Genomic DNA, 19,703 nt, shown 5'->3' on the forward strand with positions numbered 1-19,703 from the left:
CCTCATATTTAAATAACATATGCTATTACTAGCTGAAGAAGTAAAAGTTCAAATTACAAAAATACTGATAATCAATACTTTAGATTGGATTGTCCTTTTAAGGTGACACTTGGGGATTCAAACTTTTAAAACGATGATATTCAAATACTTACCGTTATCCAAAACTCAAAGACCCTGGAGGGAACAGTTCAAACTAACTTATTGTACATGATTGATTATCAACAAAATAAAAAGAGACAAACGTGAAGTTTGTCTCTTATCGTGACCTCGACAGGATTCAAACCTGTAACCTCTTGAGCCGTAATCAAGTGCGCTATTCAGTTGCGCCACGAGGCCATTTTGATTTTTCCCTTAACGGGGTGCAAATATATTTCTTTTTACATTTACCACAAAATAAAGAACACAATATTAAATGGATTTTAAAAGCTTAATTAGAGATGTGCCTAATTTTCCTAAAGATGGAGTCGTTTTCAAGGACATAACTTTGTTACTTCAAAACCCTAAAGCACTTAATGAAACGGCAAATGCATTGTATAATTTGTTAGATGGGCAGAAAATAGACAAAGTAGTTGGTATGGAAAGTAGAGGGTTCATATTCGGACCCATGCTAGCCAAAAAACTTAATGCTGGCTTTGTACCTGTTCGTAAACCTGGTAAGTTGCCATCTACTACCATAAGTGAAACATATAATTTAGAATATGGTACAGATACTTTGGAGATTCATATTGATGCAATAGAGAAAGGCGATAAGGTGTTAATACATGATGATGTCTTAGCAACCGGTGGTACGGCTAAAGCTGCATGTAAGTTAATAGAAAAATTAGGGGGAGAAATTGTACAATGTAATTTTCTTATAGAGCTTACATTTTTAAAGGGTAATTCTAAAATAAGTAACTACTCGGTAAAATCTTTGATAAAATATTAGTCCAGCGCTTTTGTGGTAATGAAATACCGCCAGCCGATAAGAGCCATTTGTAGCTTACTTGCTTTAGATAAATCTAACCGTTGTTTACTATAAGATGGTAAAAGAGCTTTGTTAAGCTTAGCTATTAGTTTGTAGAACTTATTTTTCAATTTGAAATTTTAACAAAAATACATAAATAACATAACGATTGATCAAGTCGCTAAGTTTCTTTGATTAAAGTATTGAGAAATATCTAATGATATACTAAGGTTACTATTATACTTAAAATTAAAACAACAAGAAGTTTTATTAAAGCAATCATATATTAAAGTTTTAGTGGTTGATTATTTTGTGTGATTGTTTTTGAAAGATATAATGGTTGTTGTATTTCTACAAATGTAATTGGTTAAAACAATGTATTTGACTGCTAATATGTAAGTAAAATAACAAGTGGTATTTTTATTTGTAATTACTTATCTACAATATTGTGTTGATATATAAGTATTATAGTGTTTGTGGTTATAGTTAATAAGAAATGTAGAGGGTGTTTTGACGCTTTTGAAAAATTGTAGGCTTAATATTCAGTATAATTGACGAAAATGACATGTTTCATTCCTAAATAAAAAATATACCAGATGTTTTAGATGCATCTGAATGCATTAAAAGAGTGAAACGTTTTTAGTTTTTAGATGACATCAATTGTCATACGCCATCACATATCTTCTATTTATATTTGTTAAAATTCTTTTCATGCAAGATTTCTTATTCATTGTTGGCGGGTTGGTGTTGCTTATTGCAGGTGGAAACTGGCTCTTGAAAGCTGCGGTAGATTTATCGTTGAAACTAAAAATTCCTAAAATCGTAATTGGAATGACGGTGGTATCTTTTGCTACATCGGCACCAGAGCTTATTGTAAGTATAAACGCCGCTTTAGACGGATTTCCAGATTTGGCTTTCGGTAACGTAGTAGGTTCTAATATTGCTAATCTAGGTTTGGTGCTTGCTATTACTATTTTGCTTAGTCCTATTGATGTTAGTAAAAGTTTCTATACTACAGATTGGCCTGTAATGATGTTGGCTTCTTTACTCTTTTTCTTCTTTATATATTTTGATGGTGTGCTTGTGCAATATGAAGGTATAATCATGGTAGTTTTTCTTTTTCTATTTTTAATATATCTGTTGCGTTTTCAAAAACCTGCTGTTATAGATGAAGAAGATGAACCAGATGTTATGATGCCTACTTACAAAACAGCCTTATTCTTAGGGCTAGGTGGAGGTGCACTTTGGGGAGGTTCTGAACTCTTGATTAGTGGAGCTGTTGGTATGGCGACTATATTTGGTGTTAGTGAGCGTGTAATCGCTATAACTATTGTTTCGGTGGGGACAAGCATTCCAGAATTGGCAGCATCTATTATAGCAGTAATTAAAAAAGAAAAAGCAATCTCTTTAGGGAACTTGATTGGGTCAAATATTTTTAATCTTCTTGCGGTATTGGGAATTACATCTATAATTACACCAATATCGGTTATGGATGAAGGTCTTTTGACAAATGATATCTTCTGGATGTTGGGTATTTCTTTCCTTATTCTTCCATTGGTTTTTATACCCAAAGGTTTACGGTTAGGGTGGAGAGATGGTTTGATATTGATAAGTGTTTATTTAGCATTTATATATGTGACTATTGGATAAGCCAATATGTTTAAAATAGTGTCAATAAAAAAACGCCCTGGAAAAAATCCAAGGCGTTTTTAGTATAATCAACAATTAATTTGGTATTAGATTTTTGCAGTTTTAACTGTCTTGATAATTCTAGCTGCAATTTTGTAAGGATCACCGTTAGAAGCTGGTCTTCTATCTTCTAACCAACCTTTATATCCTTTTTCAACAGCAATTAATGGAATACGAATCGATGCACCTCTATCTGAGATACCCCAAGAGAAATCATTAATTGAAGCAGTTTCATGTAAACCAGTTAAACGTTGGTCGTTAAACTCACCGTAAACAGCAATATGTTCTTTTACAAATGGTCTAAAAGACTCGCATATTGCAGCATAAACATCTTTGCTACCACTTGTTCTTAAAGCAGTGTTAGAGAAATTGGCATGCATACCTGATCCATTCCAATCCATGTCTTTACCTAATGGTTTTGGGTGGTAATCGATATAGTAACCATATTTTTCAGTTAATCTGTCAAGAAGATATCTTGCGATCCAGATTTCATCACCTGCTTTTTTGGCACCCTTTGCAAATAATTGAAATTCCCATTGTCCAGAAGCAACTTCTTGGTTGATTCCTTCAAAGTTTAATCCTGCATCGATACAAAGATCAGCATGCTCCTCAACTAAACCTCTACCATGAGTGTTTTTACCACCAACTGAGCAGTAGTACATACCTTGTGGTGCTGGATAACCACCAATAGGGAAACCTAATGGTAATTGTGTTTTAGTATCCATAATGAAATATTCTTGTTCGAAACCGAACCAGAAATCTTCATCTTCATCATCAATAGTAGATCTACCGTTAGAGACGTGAGGTGTTCCGTCGGCATTCATTACTTCCGTCATTACTAAATAACCGTTAGTTCTAGCAGGGTCAGGGTATATTGCTACGGGTACTAACAAACAATCAGAAGATCCGCCTTCAGCTTGTCTAGTAGAAGATCCATCAAAAGACCAATTGCCTAATTCTTCAAGAGTTCCTTTAAAATCTTCATGCTCTTCAACCTTTGTCTTGCTTCGCATGTTTTGAGTTGGAAAGTATCCATCTAACCAGATGTATTCTAATTTAATTTTGGCCATAATATGTTCGTTATTTTTTAATAAAAGACAAACAAAAATATGTTTTTTATCAATCTATATGAATTTTTGAGGGTGTTAATGTGTAAAAATTAAATTTATTGTTATCTACCCCTGTTTTTTATCGGGTATTTTGTCATATTTATATTTATAGAACGTAATTTTGTCAAATTAACAATGTAATTACATATGAAGTCATCACGATTTACTGCCATAGCCGAAAGTCAGAAGAGAAATAGTATTGCCATAGAGGAGAAAGGAAGACGTTCTGATTTATTCGGTGTCAATGTATTTAATGAAAAGAAGATGTTGCAATACCTAACTAAAGATGCCCTAGAAAGTTTAAAGGGTGCTATGGTTTCAGGGTCTAAGATCGATCGCAAAATTGCGGATCAAGTTGCTGAAGCAATAAAAGGTTGGGCAATTACCATGGGTGCTACTCATTATACGCACTGGTTTCAACCCTTAACAGGTTCAACGGCAGAAAAACATGATGCTTTCTTTGATCTTTTGCCAGATGGTACGGCATTAGAAAAATTTGGTGGCGGACAATTAGTTCAACAGGAACCAGATGCTTCGAGTTTTCCGAGTGGCGGAATTAGAAATACGTTCGAAGCAAGGGGGTATACTGCATGGGATCCTTCTTCACCAGCTTTTATTTATGGTACCACATTATGTATACCTACAATATTTGTTTCATATACAGGTGAAGCTTTAGATAACAAAGCTCCATTATTAAGAGCCTTAGGTGCAGTTGATGAGGCGGCTACAGCTGTTGCTAAATATTTCGATAAAACCGTTACTAAGGTAAATGCTACTTTAGGGTGGGAGCAAGAATATTTTTTAATTGATAAAGCACTTGCGCATTCTAGACCAGATATTATGATGACGGGTCGTACTTTGGTGGGTGAAACTCCGGCTAAAGGGCAACAACTAGATGATCATTATTTCGGAGTGATACCTAGTCGTGTGTTGAGTTTTATGAGCGATTTAGAAAAGGAATGTACCAAATTAGGTATTCCTGTTAAAACAAGACATAATGAAGTTGCGCCAAATCAGTTCGAATTAGCTCCTGTTTTTGAAGAGGCGAATCTTGCCATTGATCATAATTTGTTATTGATGGATGTGATGGATAAGATTGCAGACAAGCATCATCTTAAAGTACTTTTTCATGAAAAACCATTTGCAGGTATCAATGGGTCGGGTAAGCATAACAACTGGTCTCTACAGACCAATACCGGGGTAAATCTTCTTAGTCCCGGTTCTACACCAATGAAGAACTTACAGTTTTTGACCTTTTTTATTAACACCATTAAAGCGGTAGATGCTTATGAAGAACTTTTGCGTTCTTCAATAGCTTCGGCAAGTAATGATCATAGGCTGGGGGCAAACGAAGCTCCACCAGCAATATTTTCAATTTTTGTAGGTACTCAATTAAGTAATGTTTTAGATGAGCTTGAAGGGGTATCCAAAGGAAAATTGTCTCCAGAGGAAAAAACAGAGCTTAAGCTGAACGTAGTAGGTAAAATTCCAGAAATATTGATGGATAATACCGATCGAAACAGAACTTCACCTTTTGCATTTACAGGTAATAAATTTGAAATGCGTGGCGTTGGTTCCAAGACCAATTGTGCCAAGCCAATGACCATTTTAAATACCATTGTTGCAAAGCAATTAAAAGATTTTAAGAAAGAGGTAGATGCACTGGTAGACAAGAAGAACCTTAAAAAAGACGAAGCTGTTTTTAATGTACTTCGTGAATATATAAAAACATCCAAACGAATTCGTTTTGACGGTGATGGCTATAGTGTTGAATGGGAAAACGAAGCTAAACGAAGAAAATTAAGTAACAATAAAAATACACCAGAAGCTCTAGAGGTATTGACATCAAAAGATAGTATTGCACTTTTTGAGTCGATGAACGTAATGAGCGAGGTTGAGATTAGTGCTCGTCAAGAAGTAGATTTAGAGAATTATATTATGCACCTGCAGATAGAGGGTAGAGTGTATAATGAACTGGTATATGGTTATATCATGCCGGCAGCATTAAAATATCAAAACGAGTTGATTAAGAACGTATCCGGATTAAAAGAAATTTATGGGGCTGCGCATAAAAAATTCTCTGAAGGTCAGTTGACAATGATCGAAGAAATTGCAGAGCATGTAGTAGGTATCAAAAAAATGGTAGATGCTATGGCAGATGCTCGTAAAAAGGCAAATTCTTTAAAAGATACGAAGAAGAAAGCCGAAGCCTATTGCCATAATGTAAAACCATATTTTGTTGAGATTAGAATGCATAGTGATAAACTAGAAAAACTGATGGACAACAATTTATGGCCGTTAACAAAGTATAGAGAATTATTATTTATTCAGTAAGTCAAATTCGTAATTGAAAAAATTGAGGGAATATTAAGCTGAACAGCAGTGGCAGTTTTAATGATTCCCTTATTTTTGCCACAAATCTAAATTATGTCCACATCAAGCAGTGAAAGATATCAGCAACGTGGCGTGTCTGCCTCAAAGGAAGATGTACACAATGCGATAAAAAATATTGACAAAGGTCTTTTTCCAAAGGCATTTTGTAAAATAGTTCCTGATTATTTAACGGGAGATCAAGATTATTGCTTGGTAATGCATGCAGATGGTGCGGGTACTAAATCTTCTTTGGCATATATGTATTGGAAGGAAACCGGAGATATCTCTGTGTGGAAAGGTATTGCGCAAGATGCATTGATCATGAATATAGATGATTTGATCTGTGTTGGGGCTACCGATAATATTATGCTTTCTTCTACTATAGGTAGAAATAAAAATAAGATTCCGGGCGAAGTACTCTCGGCAATTATTAATGGTACCGAAGAATTGATCAATGATTTAGGTGAATTTGGAATTACCATTCACTCTACTGGTGGTGAAACGGCAGATGTAGGTGATTTGGTGAGAACCATCATTGTAGATTCTACTGTTACTGCCAGATTAAAAAGAACTGACGTAATTGACAACGCCAATATAAAAGCCGGTGATGTTATTGTTGGTCTTGAATCATTTGGTCAAGCCAATTATGAGAAGGAGTATAATGGAGGAATGGGTAGTAACGGACTTACATCTGCTCGCCATGATGTTTTTTCAAATTATTTAGCGGAGAAATTTCCAGAAAGTTTTGATGCAGAAGTGCCTAAAGATCTTGTTTATTCCGGTACTATAAAGTTGACAGATGCTGTAGAGAATTCTCCTATCGATGCAGGTAAATTGGTGTTATCACCAACGAGAACTTATGCACCCATCGTCAAAAAAATACTTTCCAAATATAGTTCAGAAGAAATCCACGGAATGATTCATTGTAGTGGTGGGGCACAGACCAAAATTCTTCATTTTATAGATGAATTGCATGTGGTAAAAGATAATTTATTTGATGTGCCGCCACTTTTTCAATTGATTCAAGAACAGTCAGGTACAGATTGGAAAGAGATGTATAAAGTGTTTAATTGTGGTCATAGGTTAGAGTTTTATCTTCCTGAAAATGTGGCAAATGATATCATTGAAATTTCTAAAAGTTTTGGTGTAAATGCTCAGATTATCGGTAGAGTAGAGGCTTCTGATTCAAAAAAACTAACAATTTCAAGTAAGTATGGCACCTTTATGTATTAATACATACGATTAGGGTAAATAAATCGTTCTTTTTGTATAAACCTATCTTGCTATGGAAAGAAAAGAATTTTTACGAACGCTAGGTGCGGGTGCTGCCTTTGCAATTACTTTTCCCTGTCTAGGGAGCTGCTCAAAAGATAGTGCTGTGGAAGGAGATATTGTAACTCCGCCAACAGATGTGGATTTTACAATCGACTTAGAGTCTTCTGAAGCGGCAAAGCTGGCAAATAATGGAGGTTTCATTCTAAAAAACTTAGTTGTTGTCGTTAAGAACCTAGAAGGCGAATTTGTAGCTGCTACTCAAATTTGTAGTCACGAACAATATGATCAGGTACGATTTGTAAATCAAGACGGTGGTATTTTCTATTGCGATGTACACGGGTCTAAATTTTCACAAACAGGTACGCCTTTAAATGAAATTCCGAATAGCACTTCCAAGGCATTAAAAATATATAATACTAGCCTAGAGGGTTCTATATTGCGTGTTTTTGAATAATTATCACGCTACAAATCAATAAACCATAACTACACCAACCTAAACTTATTATTCTTTATGTTTATATGTATCCCCAATTAGAGAAGTAAGTGAAAAATATTTATGCCTTAATACTCTGTCTAATGACCTGCTTTGCGTACGGTCAAGAGAAAAAGTATGTTACGGTCAAGAAATCGTACGAGGTAATGGGCGGTGAATTTGATATTACCGTAATTTCTGAAGATGAAGAACTAGGGTATATTTATATACAAGAGGCATTGGCAGAGGTACAAAGAATAGAGAAGCTTATTTCTTCTTGGGATGAGGACTCTGAAACAAGTTTAGTGAATAAAAATGCAGGAATTAAACCTGTACCTGTCAGCTGGGAGCTGTATAAACTAATTGAACGATCCATTCTTTTATCTGAAATAACCAATGGTGCTTTTGATATTACGTTTACAGCATTAAATGATATTTGGAAACTCGATGGTACCATGGATGCCATGCCATCATCAAATGAGATGAAAGAGGTAAGCGGTAAAGTCGGTTATAAAAACATCGTACTTAATAGTAAAGAACAAACCGTCTATCTTAATAAAAAAGGAATGCGAATTTCCTTTGGTGGTATTGGTAAAGGTTTTGCGGCTGATAAGGCAAAGGCTTTGTTGGTCTCTAATGACGTTAAAGCTGGTATCATTAATATAGATGGCGATATTACAACTTGGGGTACAAAGGTGACAGGCGACAAGTGGCTTATAGGGGTAGTGAATCCTGATCAAAAGGGAGGTATATCTTCATGGATTCCTATTTTAGAGTCTTCTGTGGCAACCACTGGTGGCGATGGTAATTTTATAATGTCTGGCAATAAAAAATATACACATATTATAGATCCTAGAACGGGGTATCCTGCTACTGGTATTAATAGTGTGTCGGTTTTTGCCAAAAGTGCCGAAACATCAGATGCATTGGCTACTTCGATATTTGTAATGGGTATCGATGCAGGGCTTGCTCTTATTAATCAATTAGGCGATACAGAGGTGATTATAGTTGATAGCGCCAATAAAATGCATAAAAGCAATGGTATCTTACTTAATTAGATTTCATTTTTAAAAATTCACTTTATCTTTTTTTAATTCTTACCGTTATAATCCCTTTAGTGTGTCTGTAATTTTATTGTAAATTTGCCGTACAAGTGAAGTAAGCATATGATAGACAAGTTAAACATCGTAAAACAACGTTTTGATGAGGTTTCAGACCTTATAATTCAGCCAGATATTATTTCTGACCAAGAGAAATATGTAAAGCTCACAAAAGAATATAAAGATCTTAAAGATTTAATGGATAAGCGAGAAGAATATCTTGAGCTTACCAATAATATTGCCGAAGCTGAAGAAATCATTGCTGACGGAAGCGATGCAGAAATGCTTGAAATGGCAAAAATGCAAATGGAAGAGGCTAAAGGCGGATTGCCGAAGCTTGAAGAGGATATTAAGCTAATGTTGATTCCTAAAGATCCAGAAGATGCAAAAGATGTAGTAGTGGAAATCAGAGCTGGAACTGGTGGTGACGAAGCTAGTATTTTTGCAGGAGATCTTTTTAGAATGTATACTAAGTATTGTGAGTCTAAAGGATGGAAAACTAACGTAATCGACCTTAGCGAGGGTACTAGTGGAGGTTATAAAGAAATTCAGTTCGAAGTTTCTGGTGCAAACGTTTACGGTACTTTGAAATTTGAAGCTGGTGTGCACCGTGTACAACGTGTACCTCAGACAGAAACGCAAGGTAGGGTTCATACCAGTGCAGCTACCGTTATGGTTTTGCCAGAAGCTGAAGATTTTGATGTGCAGATAGACCCTAAAGATGTAAGAATAGATTTTTTCTGCTCTTCTGGTCCTGGTGGTCAATCGGTAAACACAACATATTCTGCTGTACGTTTAACGCACATACCAACCGGATTGATAGCACAATGTCAAGATCAAAAATCGCAACATAAAAATAAGGACAAGGCTTTTAGAGTACTTCGTTCAAGGTTATACGATTTAGAATTGGCAAAGAAGCAAGAAGAAGATGCTGCTAAGCGAAATTCTCAAGTAAGTAGCGGTGACCGTTCTGCAAAGATTAGAACCTACAACTACCCACAGGGTAGAGTTACCGACCACCGAATAGGTCTTACCTTATATGATTTGTCTAATATTATAGATGGTGACATTCAAAAGATAATAGACGAATTGAGTTTTGTAGAGAACACCGAGAAATTGAGGGAAGCCTCTGAGATATTTTAATTTATGACTACTCAAGAGTTAGTAGATCAAATACATAAAAAACAATCTTTTTTGTGTATAGGTTTAGATACGGATTTAGAAAAAATTCCGGCTTTTTTGTTGGAAGATGAAGACCCTATTTTTTCTTTCAATAAAGCTATTATTGATGCCACTCATGATTTGTGCGTAGCGTATAAGCCCAACATTGCTTTTTATGAAGCTTATGGAGTACAAGGCTGGTCGGCATTACGTAAAACGATTAAGTATTTAAATACTAATTACCCTGATATTTTTACTATTGCAGATGCAAAAAGGGGAGATATTGGTAATACTTCTACGAGATACGCCAAAGCGTTTTTTGAAGATTTAAATTTTGATTCGATTACTATAGCTCCTTATATGGGGCGCGATTCTGTTGAGCCATTTTTGGCGTTTAAGGATAAGCATACCATTTTACTTGCACTAACTTCAAATGAAGGTGCTTTTGATTTTCAAACAAAAAAGATAGATGGGGTTGAACTTTATAAAGAAGTTCTATCTGTTTCTACGACTTATAAGGGTGCTGAGAATTTAATGTATGTAGTAGGGGCAACCAAGGCAGAATATCTAAAAGAGATTCGTAAGATAGTGCCTAATAGCTTTTTATTGGTGCCAGGTGTTGGCGCGCAAGGTGGTAGCCTAAAAGATGTTTGTGAATATGGTATGACCAAAGATATTGGCCTGCTAATTAATTCTTCACGCGGAATAATATATGCATCTGATCAAGAAAATTTTGCAGATGCTGCCAAATCTAAGGCTAAAGAATTGCAAGAAGCTATGAAAATAGAGCTAGAAAGATTAAACTAAATCTTCTAAAGTTCTTTTTATTCTCTGTGCTTTTAACTCGAAAAATTCTCCTAATTGAGTGTTTGACTGAATGTGAGAAGCTTTTTCTAAAAAAGTCTGATATTGATACTCCAATAAGCTGATAATATCATTATTTGCTTCCATTGGGGTTACCGATCCTACCCTACAATACTGCTTGTTCATTATACTATATTTATGTTCTTACAAATATACGTTCAGAATTAGGTTTTGGACGTGGGTATGTTGAGCTATACGTCTAATTAATAGGTAATATGTCTTTTTTTTAACATAAACACCGATGAAAATTTAAAACAATCTACTTTTTAAGCGAATTTCAATTATCATAAACATTTTGTCAAAAAGAATTGATACATTGTAAATTAACCGAGTTTAAAAGAGGAATTTAATTTGCTTCATTATATCACCTATCATCATAAAATTTCTACAGAATGGGTCACTTTTGTGCATGGAGCAGGTGGTAGTTCTTCTATTTGGTATAAACAGATACGAGAATTTAAAAAGCACTTTAATGTATTGCTATTAGATTTGAGAGGTCATGGTAACTCTAAACCAAGCCTTAAAAATGTGTTTGATGAAAAATATACTTTTGACGTAATCACCAATGACATTGTTGAGGTCATTGATCATGAAAAGATTGAAAAATCGCACTTTGTTGGTATTTCGTTGGGCACTATACTTATTAGGAATTTGGCAGAAAATCACCCTGAGCGAGTGGAGAGTATGGTTATGGGCGGTGCTATCATGAAGCTCAACCTGCGTTCACAAATATTAATGAAGCTTGGTATTATATTTAAAACCGTAATTCCTTATTTATGGCTTTATAAATTCTTTGCAATTATTATAATGCCGAATAAAAACCATAGGGAGTCTAGATTGCTTTTTGTTCGTGAAGCAAAGAAATTGTATCAAAAAGAATTTATTCGTTGGTTTAAACTTACGTCAGAGATTAATCCGCTACTTCGTTTTTTTAGATCTGCAGACATCAAAATACCTACACTTTATGTAATGGGTGAAGAAGATTATTTGTTTCTGCCAAGCATTCGTAAAATTGTAAAATTGCATCAGAATTCTCAGCTGATAGTAGTAGAAGACTGTGGTCATGTGGTTAATGTAGAGCAACCTAATTTTTTTAACGAGAAGGTGGTAGCTTATTTAACGAAACAAAGCTGAATGACCGTGCATCTAATTTGAAATAGGTAAAAACTAATTCTTTTATAAAATTATTTTAGAATGAAAAAGGCCGATGCTTTACCATCGGCCTTTGACCATTAAACTAAACTATAACTCAATCTTTAATTTACATCCCAAAAAAGTGGTGTAGTTAAATTGTCTCCTCCAATAGCACTAGAAGCTGCGTCATAATTAGCCCCGTTTACTGCAGATTCTTTTACAGGATATATCATTCTTAAAGGAACTTCTTGCTGAGTTTGAGTTGATAGAGCCAATTCTGGCCAGTCTAATCTTCTGTACTCAGTCCAAGCTTCAAATCCTCTATTGAATAAAGAAATCCATTTTTGTGTACCTATTTTTTGTTTATAATCGCCAGTAGCCGTAGCATATGCAACAGATGGTTGTGCTAAATAAGCATCTACTTCATCTTGCGTTCCGCCATAGTAAAGAATAGATGCAGTGATTCCTGCATTGTAAAACTCTTCGGCATCGCCAGCAATAAAACCTCTTTCTACAGCTTCTGCTTGAAAGAATGCAACTTCAACATAGTCCATAATAGAACCTGGGTAGGTTGGGTCTCCAACAATATCAAAGTTAAGATGAGTAAAGTTTGCATAAGAATTGTTACCCCCAATCGGACCACCTATATATGGGTCTTTGTTATCTGCAAAATAGTTATCTAAACGTGGGTCGTTCAATTCTACCAACTTGTTTAAGGAAGTTTCTCCTGCAATATAATCTTCACTTCTGTTTTCAACTTCGAACAAGTTGTATATAGGATTTATGTTCGTTGTTGGTGAAGATTCATAATAGATAATGGTGTTGTCATCATTTGATGTAAAAACACCTGCATTTACAGCTTCAGAAACTGTAGTGCTCGCTAATGCAGAGTTAAAGTCTGCTAAACGCATACCCAATCTTAATTTTACCGAGTTTGCTAATTTTCTCCATTTAACAACATCGCCTCCGTAGAAAATATCATTTGTTCCAAACGATTCTCCTCCACCTGCAAGTGCTGCTTGTGCAGCAGAAATTCTACTGATTAAATCTAAGTAGATAGTTTCTGCATCGTCATATACCGGAAAAAGGTTATTGATATCTGCTGATTCGCTATATGGAATGTTACCATTTAAATCTACTAAATGTTGATACGTGTACACTTTAATAGTTTCAATTATTGCCAATTGATTTGACTTTTTAGTCGGCTCTAATATTTCATCGGCCTCAATTAATGCAACGGCTGAATTCAGATCATTTAATACGTTATTGTAATATGTGGTCCAATAAGTTTGTGATGGATCTCTACCAATAACTAAATAGTTAGATTCATCTACATAAGTGGCCTGTGACCAGTGTTGCGCCCATAATCGAAATACGTTAGTTCCACTTATGGTGGTAATTCTGTCCGCCAAGTTCTTTTCGGCGTTAGCCACTAGAGTCTCTGGTGGAACCGCGGTCGGTAATTTGGGGTCATTGTTGTAATCAGTAATATCTTCTGTGCAACTAGACAGTAGCATACCTGCCGATGCTAATACTATATATATATTCCTCATTGTTTTATTTTTAGAATTGTAATTTAATATTAAAGCCATACTCCTTAACTGAAGGATATGCACCAATCTGGAAGCCTTGTAAATTACCTGCTCCAAAACTTTGCTCTGGATCAGCGTAAGGAAGGTCTTTGCTTATTATCCATAAGTTTCTACCCACTGCGGTAAATGACACAGCGTTGAACGGTAGTTTATCTATGAATTTTTTAGGTAGAGAATAGCCTAATGTTACTTCTCTTAATTTTACATATGAAGCGTCATAAACAAACTGTGCATCTGGAGCGTTACCGTATCTTCCATAAGGATTTTCATACGTGGTAAAGTCTGCTCTAACTGTGTTTGTAGAACCGTCTGCCTGTACACCAGGTAGTATTACACCACCAGAGGTGTTGTCATTAGTTACAGGGTCTCTTAAAGGATTTCCTAAATCATTTACACCAGCTGTAACGTCGTAAATACCAGTAGCCATACCGAAGTATGTATCTCCACTAAATACGCTACCACCTTCTTGAATATCAATTAAAAAGCTAAGGCTGATATCTTTGTATTTGAAAGTGTTAGAAAGGCCCATTTTCCAATCAGGATTGATATCTCCAAGTACTTCTTGAGAAGATTCTGTTTTAAGATATAGCCCATCTTCACCAACAACTCTTTCACCATTTATATACTCGTAGTCAGTACCTTTTAAAGTACCATAAGCTTCGCCTTTTGCAGCATTTAAACTGACGCCAAAAAAGCTATTAACTAGAATGTTCTGTGAATCTTCAAAAAGATCTAACACTTCACTTTTATAAGCAGAAAAGTTAACGTCTGTTCTCCATGAAAAATCTGGTGTTTTAATCGAAGTAAAGTATAGTTGTGCTTCAACACCTTTGTTAGATACCTCCGCAGAGTTTACCACAGTGTTGGTAAAACCAGTTGAAGGAGTTATTTCTACAGGGATGATTGCATCACTAGTGATTTGCTCATAAAGAGAAACATCAAAACCAATACGTCTGTTCCAGAAATTCATCTCTAAACCTAATTCCTTACTTTCAGTTCTTTCTTCTTTAAGGTTAGGGTTGTTTGATGTTCCAGGGTTAGAGTAAAGCGTTGCTCCTCCAAATCCTGCAATAGGATTGAAAGTGTTCAATAATTGATATGAGGTAGCACCGTTACCAACTTGTGCGTAACCTGCTCTAAGTTTACCAAATGAAACGATATTGCTTTCAAATAAATTAGAAAAAACAAAACTTGCAGAAACAGCTGGATAGTAAAATGAGTTTTGACCATCAGGCAATGTAGAGAAAGTGTCATTTCTTATAGAACCTTCTAAAAACAACATGTTATCATAATCAATACTTGCATTTGCAAATGCACCAAATACACGTACATCTGCATCATATTCTGAACTTGCATCAAAAACAATTGGATTAACTGAATTAGAAAGTGCATAAATACCGGCTAGTTTTAGACCACCATCGGTTGTAGCAGTAACATAATTATTTTTCGTTTGTCTATAATTGGTACCTAAAACACCTGAAATTCCGAATTTTTCAGAAAGGTCACCGTTGAAGTTCAAGAAGAAATCATAATTGTATTCAGAGAAATTTATGTTTTTTCTAGAGTATTCTGGAGTGTCAATACTACCGATGTTATTTCTTTCTTCTCTTAGTTCAGCATACGTATCAACCGTTGCTCTACCAAAAATCTCTAACCAAGGTAAAACATCATATGATATACTACCGTAACCAAAAAGCCTATTTCTTTCGTCGGTATTATAGTTTTCATACCTTGTAAAATATGGGTTATCCCAATATTTAGGATCAAGACTTGTTGGACCAGATGGGTTCCAGGAAATATTCTGTCCTGTTGCAAAATACGCATCACGTTGATCTTTCAAATCTGTGCTAGTAGCCCACCACTGTCTAAAATTGGTCATGATGTTTTCTGCATCGTAACCAGTTCCATATCTACCTAAACCAGAGCTTTTGGTGTAAGTCGCCTTACCAGTTACGGAAATTTTATCATTTAAGTCCATAACCCCGACTAAATCAATGTTATGTCTTCCAATTTCACTGTTAGGTAGTATACCTGTTTGGTCTAATCTAGTATAACTCATTCTTAAGCTACCTGTTTCAAAACCTTGGCTAATTGCTATATTCTGAGAGCTGGTTACACTATTTTGAAAAATGTATTCAGGACCATTTTCCGGTGCTACCCACGGACTCTTTTGTAAGTAACTGTCCAGCTGTGGAAAATAAGAATCCCATTGGTAAAGCATTAAATTTGGGTCATATCTTAAACCGAAAGAGCCATCTTCACCAGTGGGTGGGGTAAGGTCTTCAATACCGTCACCATCGACATCGATGGAGTCAACATAGCCTGCGCCATAAAACGGACCGTATCCTTGACCATATTCTTGTTGAAAAATTGGAAAAGTATCTCTGTCATACTTACCAATATTTACAGAGCTCGTAATAGATATGCCTAAGCCTTCTCCTTTTTTACCTTTTTTAGTGTTGATGATTATAACACCATTTGCAGCTCTTGAACCATAAAGTGCTGTTGCTGCCGATCCTTTTAGAACGTTAATACTTTCAATATCATCTGGGTTAATATCACTAGCGGCATTACCATAGTCATATCCGTCACCACCTTCAGCCTGTGATGTCGAGTTGTTGGTGTCATTGTTTAATGGTACACCATCTACTACGAAAAGAGCTTGATTGTTACCTGTAATAGAAGAATACCCTCTTATTACAACGTTAGCAGAACCCCCTAAAGTAGAACTCTTTTTAATATCTAAACCGGCAACTTTACCAGATAAAGAATTAACGAAGTTTTGATCTTTGGCAGTATTTACCTGATCACCTTGAACTTCTTGTGTTGCGTAACCAAGAGATTTTTTCTCTCTAGAAATACCAAGAGCTGTTACCACAACTTCGTCCAATGCTTGAGCATCTTCCTCCATTTGAACATTAATTGTGTTTGCTCCTCCAACTGTTTTAGTTGTTTGTTTAAGCCCGATGTAAGTGAATGCTAATACATCTCCTGTGTTTGCGGCAATAGAATAATTTCCATCAAAATCTGTTTGAGTACCATTGGTGGTGCCTTTGATAAGAATGTTTACACCTGGCAGGGGTAAACCAGTTTGATCTGTGACTGTACCTGTTATACTCTTGTCTTGCGCAAAGCTAATGTACGCTACAAAAGAAAGTAACAGAGTAAGAAAATTTCTCGCGTTTGTTCTCATAAATTTAATTTGAGTGTTAGTTAGAAAATAGGTTAGTAGAATAGGTATAAAAGAGTCGGACGATTTTTTAGATAGCTAATTCTTAAAAATGAGACCAAAACTTATATTTTTTTGATGTGTACCGACCCTATATACCTTGCGCGAAAATAGAATGAGATGTATGTTGAAGGGGTAGTTTCCGACCTAAGTTAAAGGTGATCTGATGTAAATTTACCTTTACTAACTCTGTAGAATATTAGTAATTAGGTAATTGTAATAATGGAAGTGGAATTGTGAAAATATTAGTATAATTAAGTGATTATTACTGTTAAGGCTCAATAATATGTTTTTCTATATATTCTTTTGGAGTCATTTGCATTCTTTTTTTAAATGCTTTGTAGAAAGAAACCTTATTATTGAAGCCGCATTCGTAGATTAAATCTACTACCTGTTTTTTAGGTTTAGATGCTATAATTCTAACAGCTTCTGATATTCTATAATCATTGATTAGTTCATAGAAATTCTTATCTAATTCTTGATTAATTACTTGAGATAAGCTGTACCGGTCTACGTTAATTTTCTTGGCAAGTTTTATAAGCGTAAGGTTATTGTCCAAGTATATTTTGTCATTAATCAATGCATCTAGTAACTGATCTTTTACCCTTATACTCATGTTTTCAGTAAGGCTAGAGTTTTTGTATTTGTCTTTAGGTTTATTAGTCGGCTCTAAACCGATAGTGCCAAGTACGATATTGGGCTGAACAACTAATAGAATTTCTAATACGGTAATAAAAAGAATTAGGTATACTGCAATGAAGTATTTAGATATGTAATCAAAAACATAAATATGTTCAAACGCTGCTCTTGCAATGATGAATAAAATTAAAATAACTATAAAAACAATTAATGTAAGTATCCAATTTTTAAAACCATGATCCATTTGTTTGTTCTTGTTTTCAAAATCAGCTATTATAAGTACTAGATATGCAGATAAGTGTACAGCTTTTATCCAATTACTATTCATTATTATATCTAATCCGTTCAAGAAGATATTGTCTTGAACATTATAAGTGTCGTAATAATTACCGAATATTATTAGGGATGCCAGTACTAAAAAGAATGGGAGGTAGTGCAATATTATCTCTTTTCTTGATAGTAGCGTTTCTTTATATTTTGTTTTAAGGTATAAGTATAGCGAAGGTGCCCATAAAAAGAATAGTACTCTATAAATTGAGACGGAAGGTGCGTATAAAAAGAAATCTTGCCAATACAATACGAGTTCTATTAGTGCCAAAGAAATAGCAAATAAAAATACTCCTAAAAATATATTGCTTTTTACAGCACGGTACTTGTAGGCAAGAAAGAACGAAGTAATCAACCCTACACATGCTATTAAAATAAAAATAATATTTAACAGGTAAACCTGAACTTTATGTTTGTAGTTATTGGCTTCTAGCTGATTTCCTTCTTTTAAAATAGAACCCTCATTACCTGATGTATTAGTAATGTGTTTACGGCAATCATTAATATAAGTTTGAAGTGAATCTACATTCGCAAAGCCTAATGATTTTGCGGATATAAAATAATCATAAGCTTTTTCAAAATTGTTGTCTTTATATTCACATACACCTAAAATGTAGAAGTCTTCAGCAGTGTATTCATTAATCTGCTTAGTAGAAAGGGTAACCGAAGCTTGATTGCAAGCTATCAAATTACCTACAATTGGTAGAGGAGTTGCATAGAAAGGTAGTAATAAGAATAAAATGAATAATAATAAATAGTTTTTTGTAGACACCAACAGTATTTTAGAATATAAATAACTTAAATAGTATAGACAGTCTTTGATTAAAAAGGTTTAATCTTTGCCTTTAATGAAGTTAAATCAAATGCAAAACTATTGATTTTATATGAGAATTGGTCACAAAAAAACCGATGCTCCCATCGGTTTTTAACTAACTAACTAACTAACTAACTCAAAAAATAACTAACTCAAAAAATTGAAAATGAATGCTTTAATACTGTTCTTTAGTTTTTAACGCATAACTTTTTAAGTTATTGTAATAGTTCTTGAAAAACTACTTTTTATCTTGAAGCGCAAATACTTTTTTAAGCACATCTGTAGTTCTAGATGAGTACTTTGTTCTAATTTCTTCTTCTTCTATAGCTATCATTTTATAAACTCCAGATAAGGCTTCTTCGGTTACGTAATCCGTTAAATCAGGATTTACTTTATTCGTAAGTGGAATTGAGTTATATTTTGTTATGATTGAGCTCCAAATTTTATCGGCACCTACCTTTTTAAAAGATTCATTAATTACAGGGTTGAATTTTGCGTACAATTCAGTATTTGTTTTCGTTTCCAAATAAGTGGTCGCAGCATTATTGCTTCCTAAAAGTATATTCTTGGCATCTGCAAAAGTCATTTCCTTAACGGCATTCACGAAAATAGGTGTTGCTTCAGAAACAGCATCTTCTGCTGCACGATTTAAAACTTTTAAACCTTCATCTGCTAAGCTACCCAAGCCTATGTCACGTAAAGTTTTATCTACTTTTTGTAAATCTTCTGGTAAAAGGATTTTTACTAAATCATTCTTGTAGAAACCATCTGTTGCGGTTAATTTACTAACCTGTTTTTCAATACCAAGGTCAAGAGCTTCTTTTAATCCGTTTGCAATTGTTTCGTTACTTAAAACGCCTTCTGTTGAAGTTGGTAATTGATTTACCACTTGTTGTAGTTCTGCACAAGAAACTGCTAGTAACATGCATAAGGCTAAGCTTACTTTTTTTATCATCTTTATGAAATTTATTTAGGGTATACT

Annotated in this window: 16 protein-coding genes and 1 tRNA gene; 9 read left to right on the forward strand and 8 right to left on the reverse strand. The window is 34.7% G+C overall.

The genetic code is table 11. The features are described 5' to 3' along the window. Positions 1–262: 262 nt before the first annotated feature. Positions 263–336 (reverse strand) — tRNA-Arg (locus tag DFQ03_RS06640). A 76-nt stretch (positions 337–412) separates the two neighbouring features. Here DFQ03_RS06640 and DFQ03_RS06645 point away from each other — a divergent pair. Beyond that, positions 413–925, forward strand: a complete 513-nt coding sequence (locus tag DFQ03_RS06645) for an adenine phosphoribosyltransferase (RefSeq protein WP_133672385.1) — start codon at positions 413–415, stop codon at positions 923–925. On the opposite strand, the gene DFQ03_RS19045 is transcribed toward DFQ03_RS06645, so the two are convergent. After that, the gene (locus tag DFQ03_RS19045) at positions 922–1,074 is read right to left on the reverse strand and encodes an SsrA-binding protein (RefSeq protein WP_133672386.1); all 153 of its coding nucleotides are present in this window, start codon (positions 1,072–1,074) and stop codon (positions 922–924) included. The genes DFQ03_RS06645 and DFQ03_RS19045 overlap by 4 nt on opposite strands. A 580-nt stretch (positions 1,075–1,654) precedes the next feature. Between DFQ03_RS19045 and DFQ03_RS06655 the strand changes: the two genes are divergently transcribed. Further along, the gene (locus DFQ03_RS06655) at positions 1,655–2,593 is read left to right on the forward strand and encodes a calcium/sodium antiporter (protein ID WP_133672387.1); all 939 of its coding nucleotides are present in this window, start codon (positions 1,655–1,657) and stop codon (positions 2,591–2,593) included. Positions 2,594–2,679: 86 nt separating this feature from the next. Here DFQ03_RS06655 and DFQ03_RS06660 read toward each other — a convergent pair whose 3' ends face one another. Continuing rightward, positions 2,680–3,702: a glutamine synthetase beta-grasp domain-containing protein gene (locus DFQ03_RS06660; RefSeq protein ID WP_133672388.1), complete on the reverse strand. Its 1,023-nt coding sequence runs from the start codon at positions 3,700–3,702 to the stop codon at positions 2,680–2,682. A 186-nt stretch (positions 3,703–3,888) separates the two neighbouring features. Here DFQ03_RS06660 and DFQ03_RS06665 point away from each other — a divergent pair, with 186 nt between their 5' ends. From DFQ03_RS06665 to pyrF, 6 genes are all read left to right on the forward strand, one after another. Next, positions 3,889–6,075 (forward strand): glutamine synthetase III family protein, encoded by a 2,187-nt coding sequence (locus tag DFQ03_RS06665; protein WP_133672389.1) that lies wholly within the window; start codon positions 3,889–3,891, stop codon positions 6,073–6,075. Between the two features lie 93 nt (positions 6,076–6,168). After that, positions 6,169–7,347: an AIR synthase related protein gene (locus tag DFQ03_RS06670; RefSeq protein WP_133672390.1), complete on the forward strand. Its 1,179-nt coding sequence runs from the start codon at positions 6,169–6,171 to the stop codon at positions 7,345–7,347. A gap of 52 nt (positions 7,348–7,399) precedes the next feature. Further along, entirely contained in the window at positions 7,400–7,843 is a 444-nt protein-coding gene (locus tag DFQ03_RS06675; RefSeq protein WP_133672391.1) for a QcrA and Rieske domain-containing protein, read from the forward strand. 122 nt (positions 7,844–7,965) lie between these two features. Further along, positions 7,966–8,919, forward strand: coding sequence for an FAD:protein FMN transferase (locus tag DFQ03_RS06680; protein ID WP_133672392.1), 954 nt, complete (start codon positions 7,966–7,968; stop codon positions 8,917–8,919). Between the two features lie 108 nt (positions 8,920–9,027). Further along, the gene (gene prfA, locus DFQ03_RS06685; RefSeq protein ID WP_133672393.1) at positions 9,028–10,104 is read left to right on the forward strand and encodes a peptide chain release factor 1; all 1,077 of its coding nucleotides are present in this window, start codon (positions 9,028–9,030) and stop codon (positions 10,102–10,104) included. Between the two features lie 3 nt (positions 10,105–10,107). Next, positions 10,108–10,929 (forward strand): orotidine-5'-phosphate decarboxylase, encoded by an 822-nt coding sequence (gene pyrF / locus DFQ03_RS06690; RefSeq protein WP_133672394.1) that lies wholly within the window; start codon positions 10,108–10,110, stop codon positions 10,927–10,929. Here the strand turns inward: pyrF and DFQ03_RS06695 are convergent. Beyond that, complete coding sequence (locus tag DFQ03_RS06695) at positions 10,921–11,112, reverse strand: hypothetical protein (RefSeq protein WP_133672395.1); 192 nt, start codon at positions 11,110–11,112, stop codon at positions 10,921–10,923. The genes pyrF and DFQ03_RS06695 overlap by 9 nt on opposite strands. 225 nt (positions 11,113–11,337) lie before the next feature. Between DFQ03_RS06695 and DFQ03_RS06700 the strand changes: the two genes are divergently transcribed. Then, the gene (locus tag DFQ03_RS06700) at positions 11,338–12,120 is read left to right on the forward strand and encodes an alpha/beta fold hydrolase (RefSeq protein WP_133672396.1); all 783 of its coding nucleotides are present in this window, start codon (positions 11,338–11,340) and stop codon (positions 12,118–12,120) included. Positions 12,121–12,242: 122 nt separating this feature from the next. Here DFQ03_RS06700 and DFQ03_RS06705 read toward each other — a convergent pair whose 3' ends face one another. The 4 genes from DFQ03_RS06705 to DFQ03_RS06720 form a co-directional block, all read right to left on the reverse strand. Next, entirely contained in the window at positions 12,243–13,673 is a 1,431-nt protein-coding gene (locus tag DFQ03_RS06705; protein WP_166637443.1) for a SusD/RagB family nutrient-binding outer membrane lipoprotein, read from the reverse strand. Between the two features lie 10 nt (positions 13,674–13,683). After that, on the reverse strand, positions 13,684–16,905 hold the full coding sequence (locus DFQ03_RS06710) for a SusC/RagA family TonB-linked outer membrane protein (protein WP_133672398.1): 3,222 nt from the start codon (positions 16,903–16,905) through the stop codon (positions 13,684–13,686). A 307-nt stretch (positions 16,906–17,212) separates the two neighbouring features. Further along, positions 17,213–18,679 (reverse strand): helix-turn-helix domain-containing protein, encoded by a 1,467-nt coding sequence (locus tag DFQ03_RS06715; RefSeq protein ID WP_133672399.1) that lies wholly within the window; start codon positions 18,677–18,679, stop codon positions 17,213–17,215. A gap of 280 nt (positions 18,680–18,959) precedes the next feature. After that, positions 18,960–19,676 (reverse strand): DUF4197 domain-containing protein, encoded by a 717-nt coding sequence (locus tag DFQ03_RS06720; RefSeq protein ID WP_133672400.1) that lies wholly within the window; start codon positions 19,674–19,676, stop codon positions 18,960–18,962. Between the last annotated feature and the right edge of the window lie 27 nt (positions 19,677–19,703).

It is taken from the genome of Maribacter caenipelagi, assembly GCF_004364175.1.
GTDB lineage: Bacteria > Bacteroidota > Bacteroidia > Flavobacteriales > Flavobacteriaceae > Maribacter > Maribacter caenipelagi.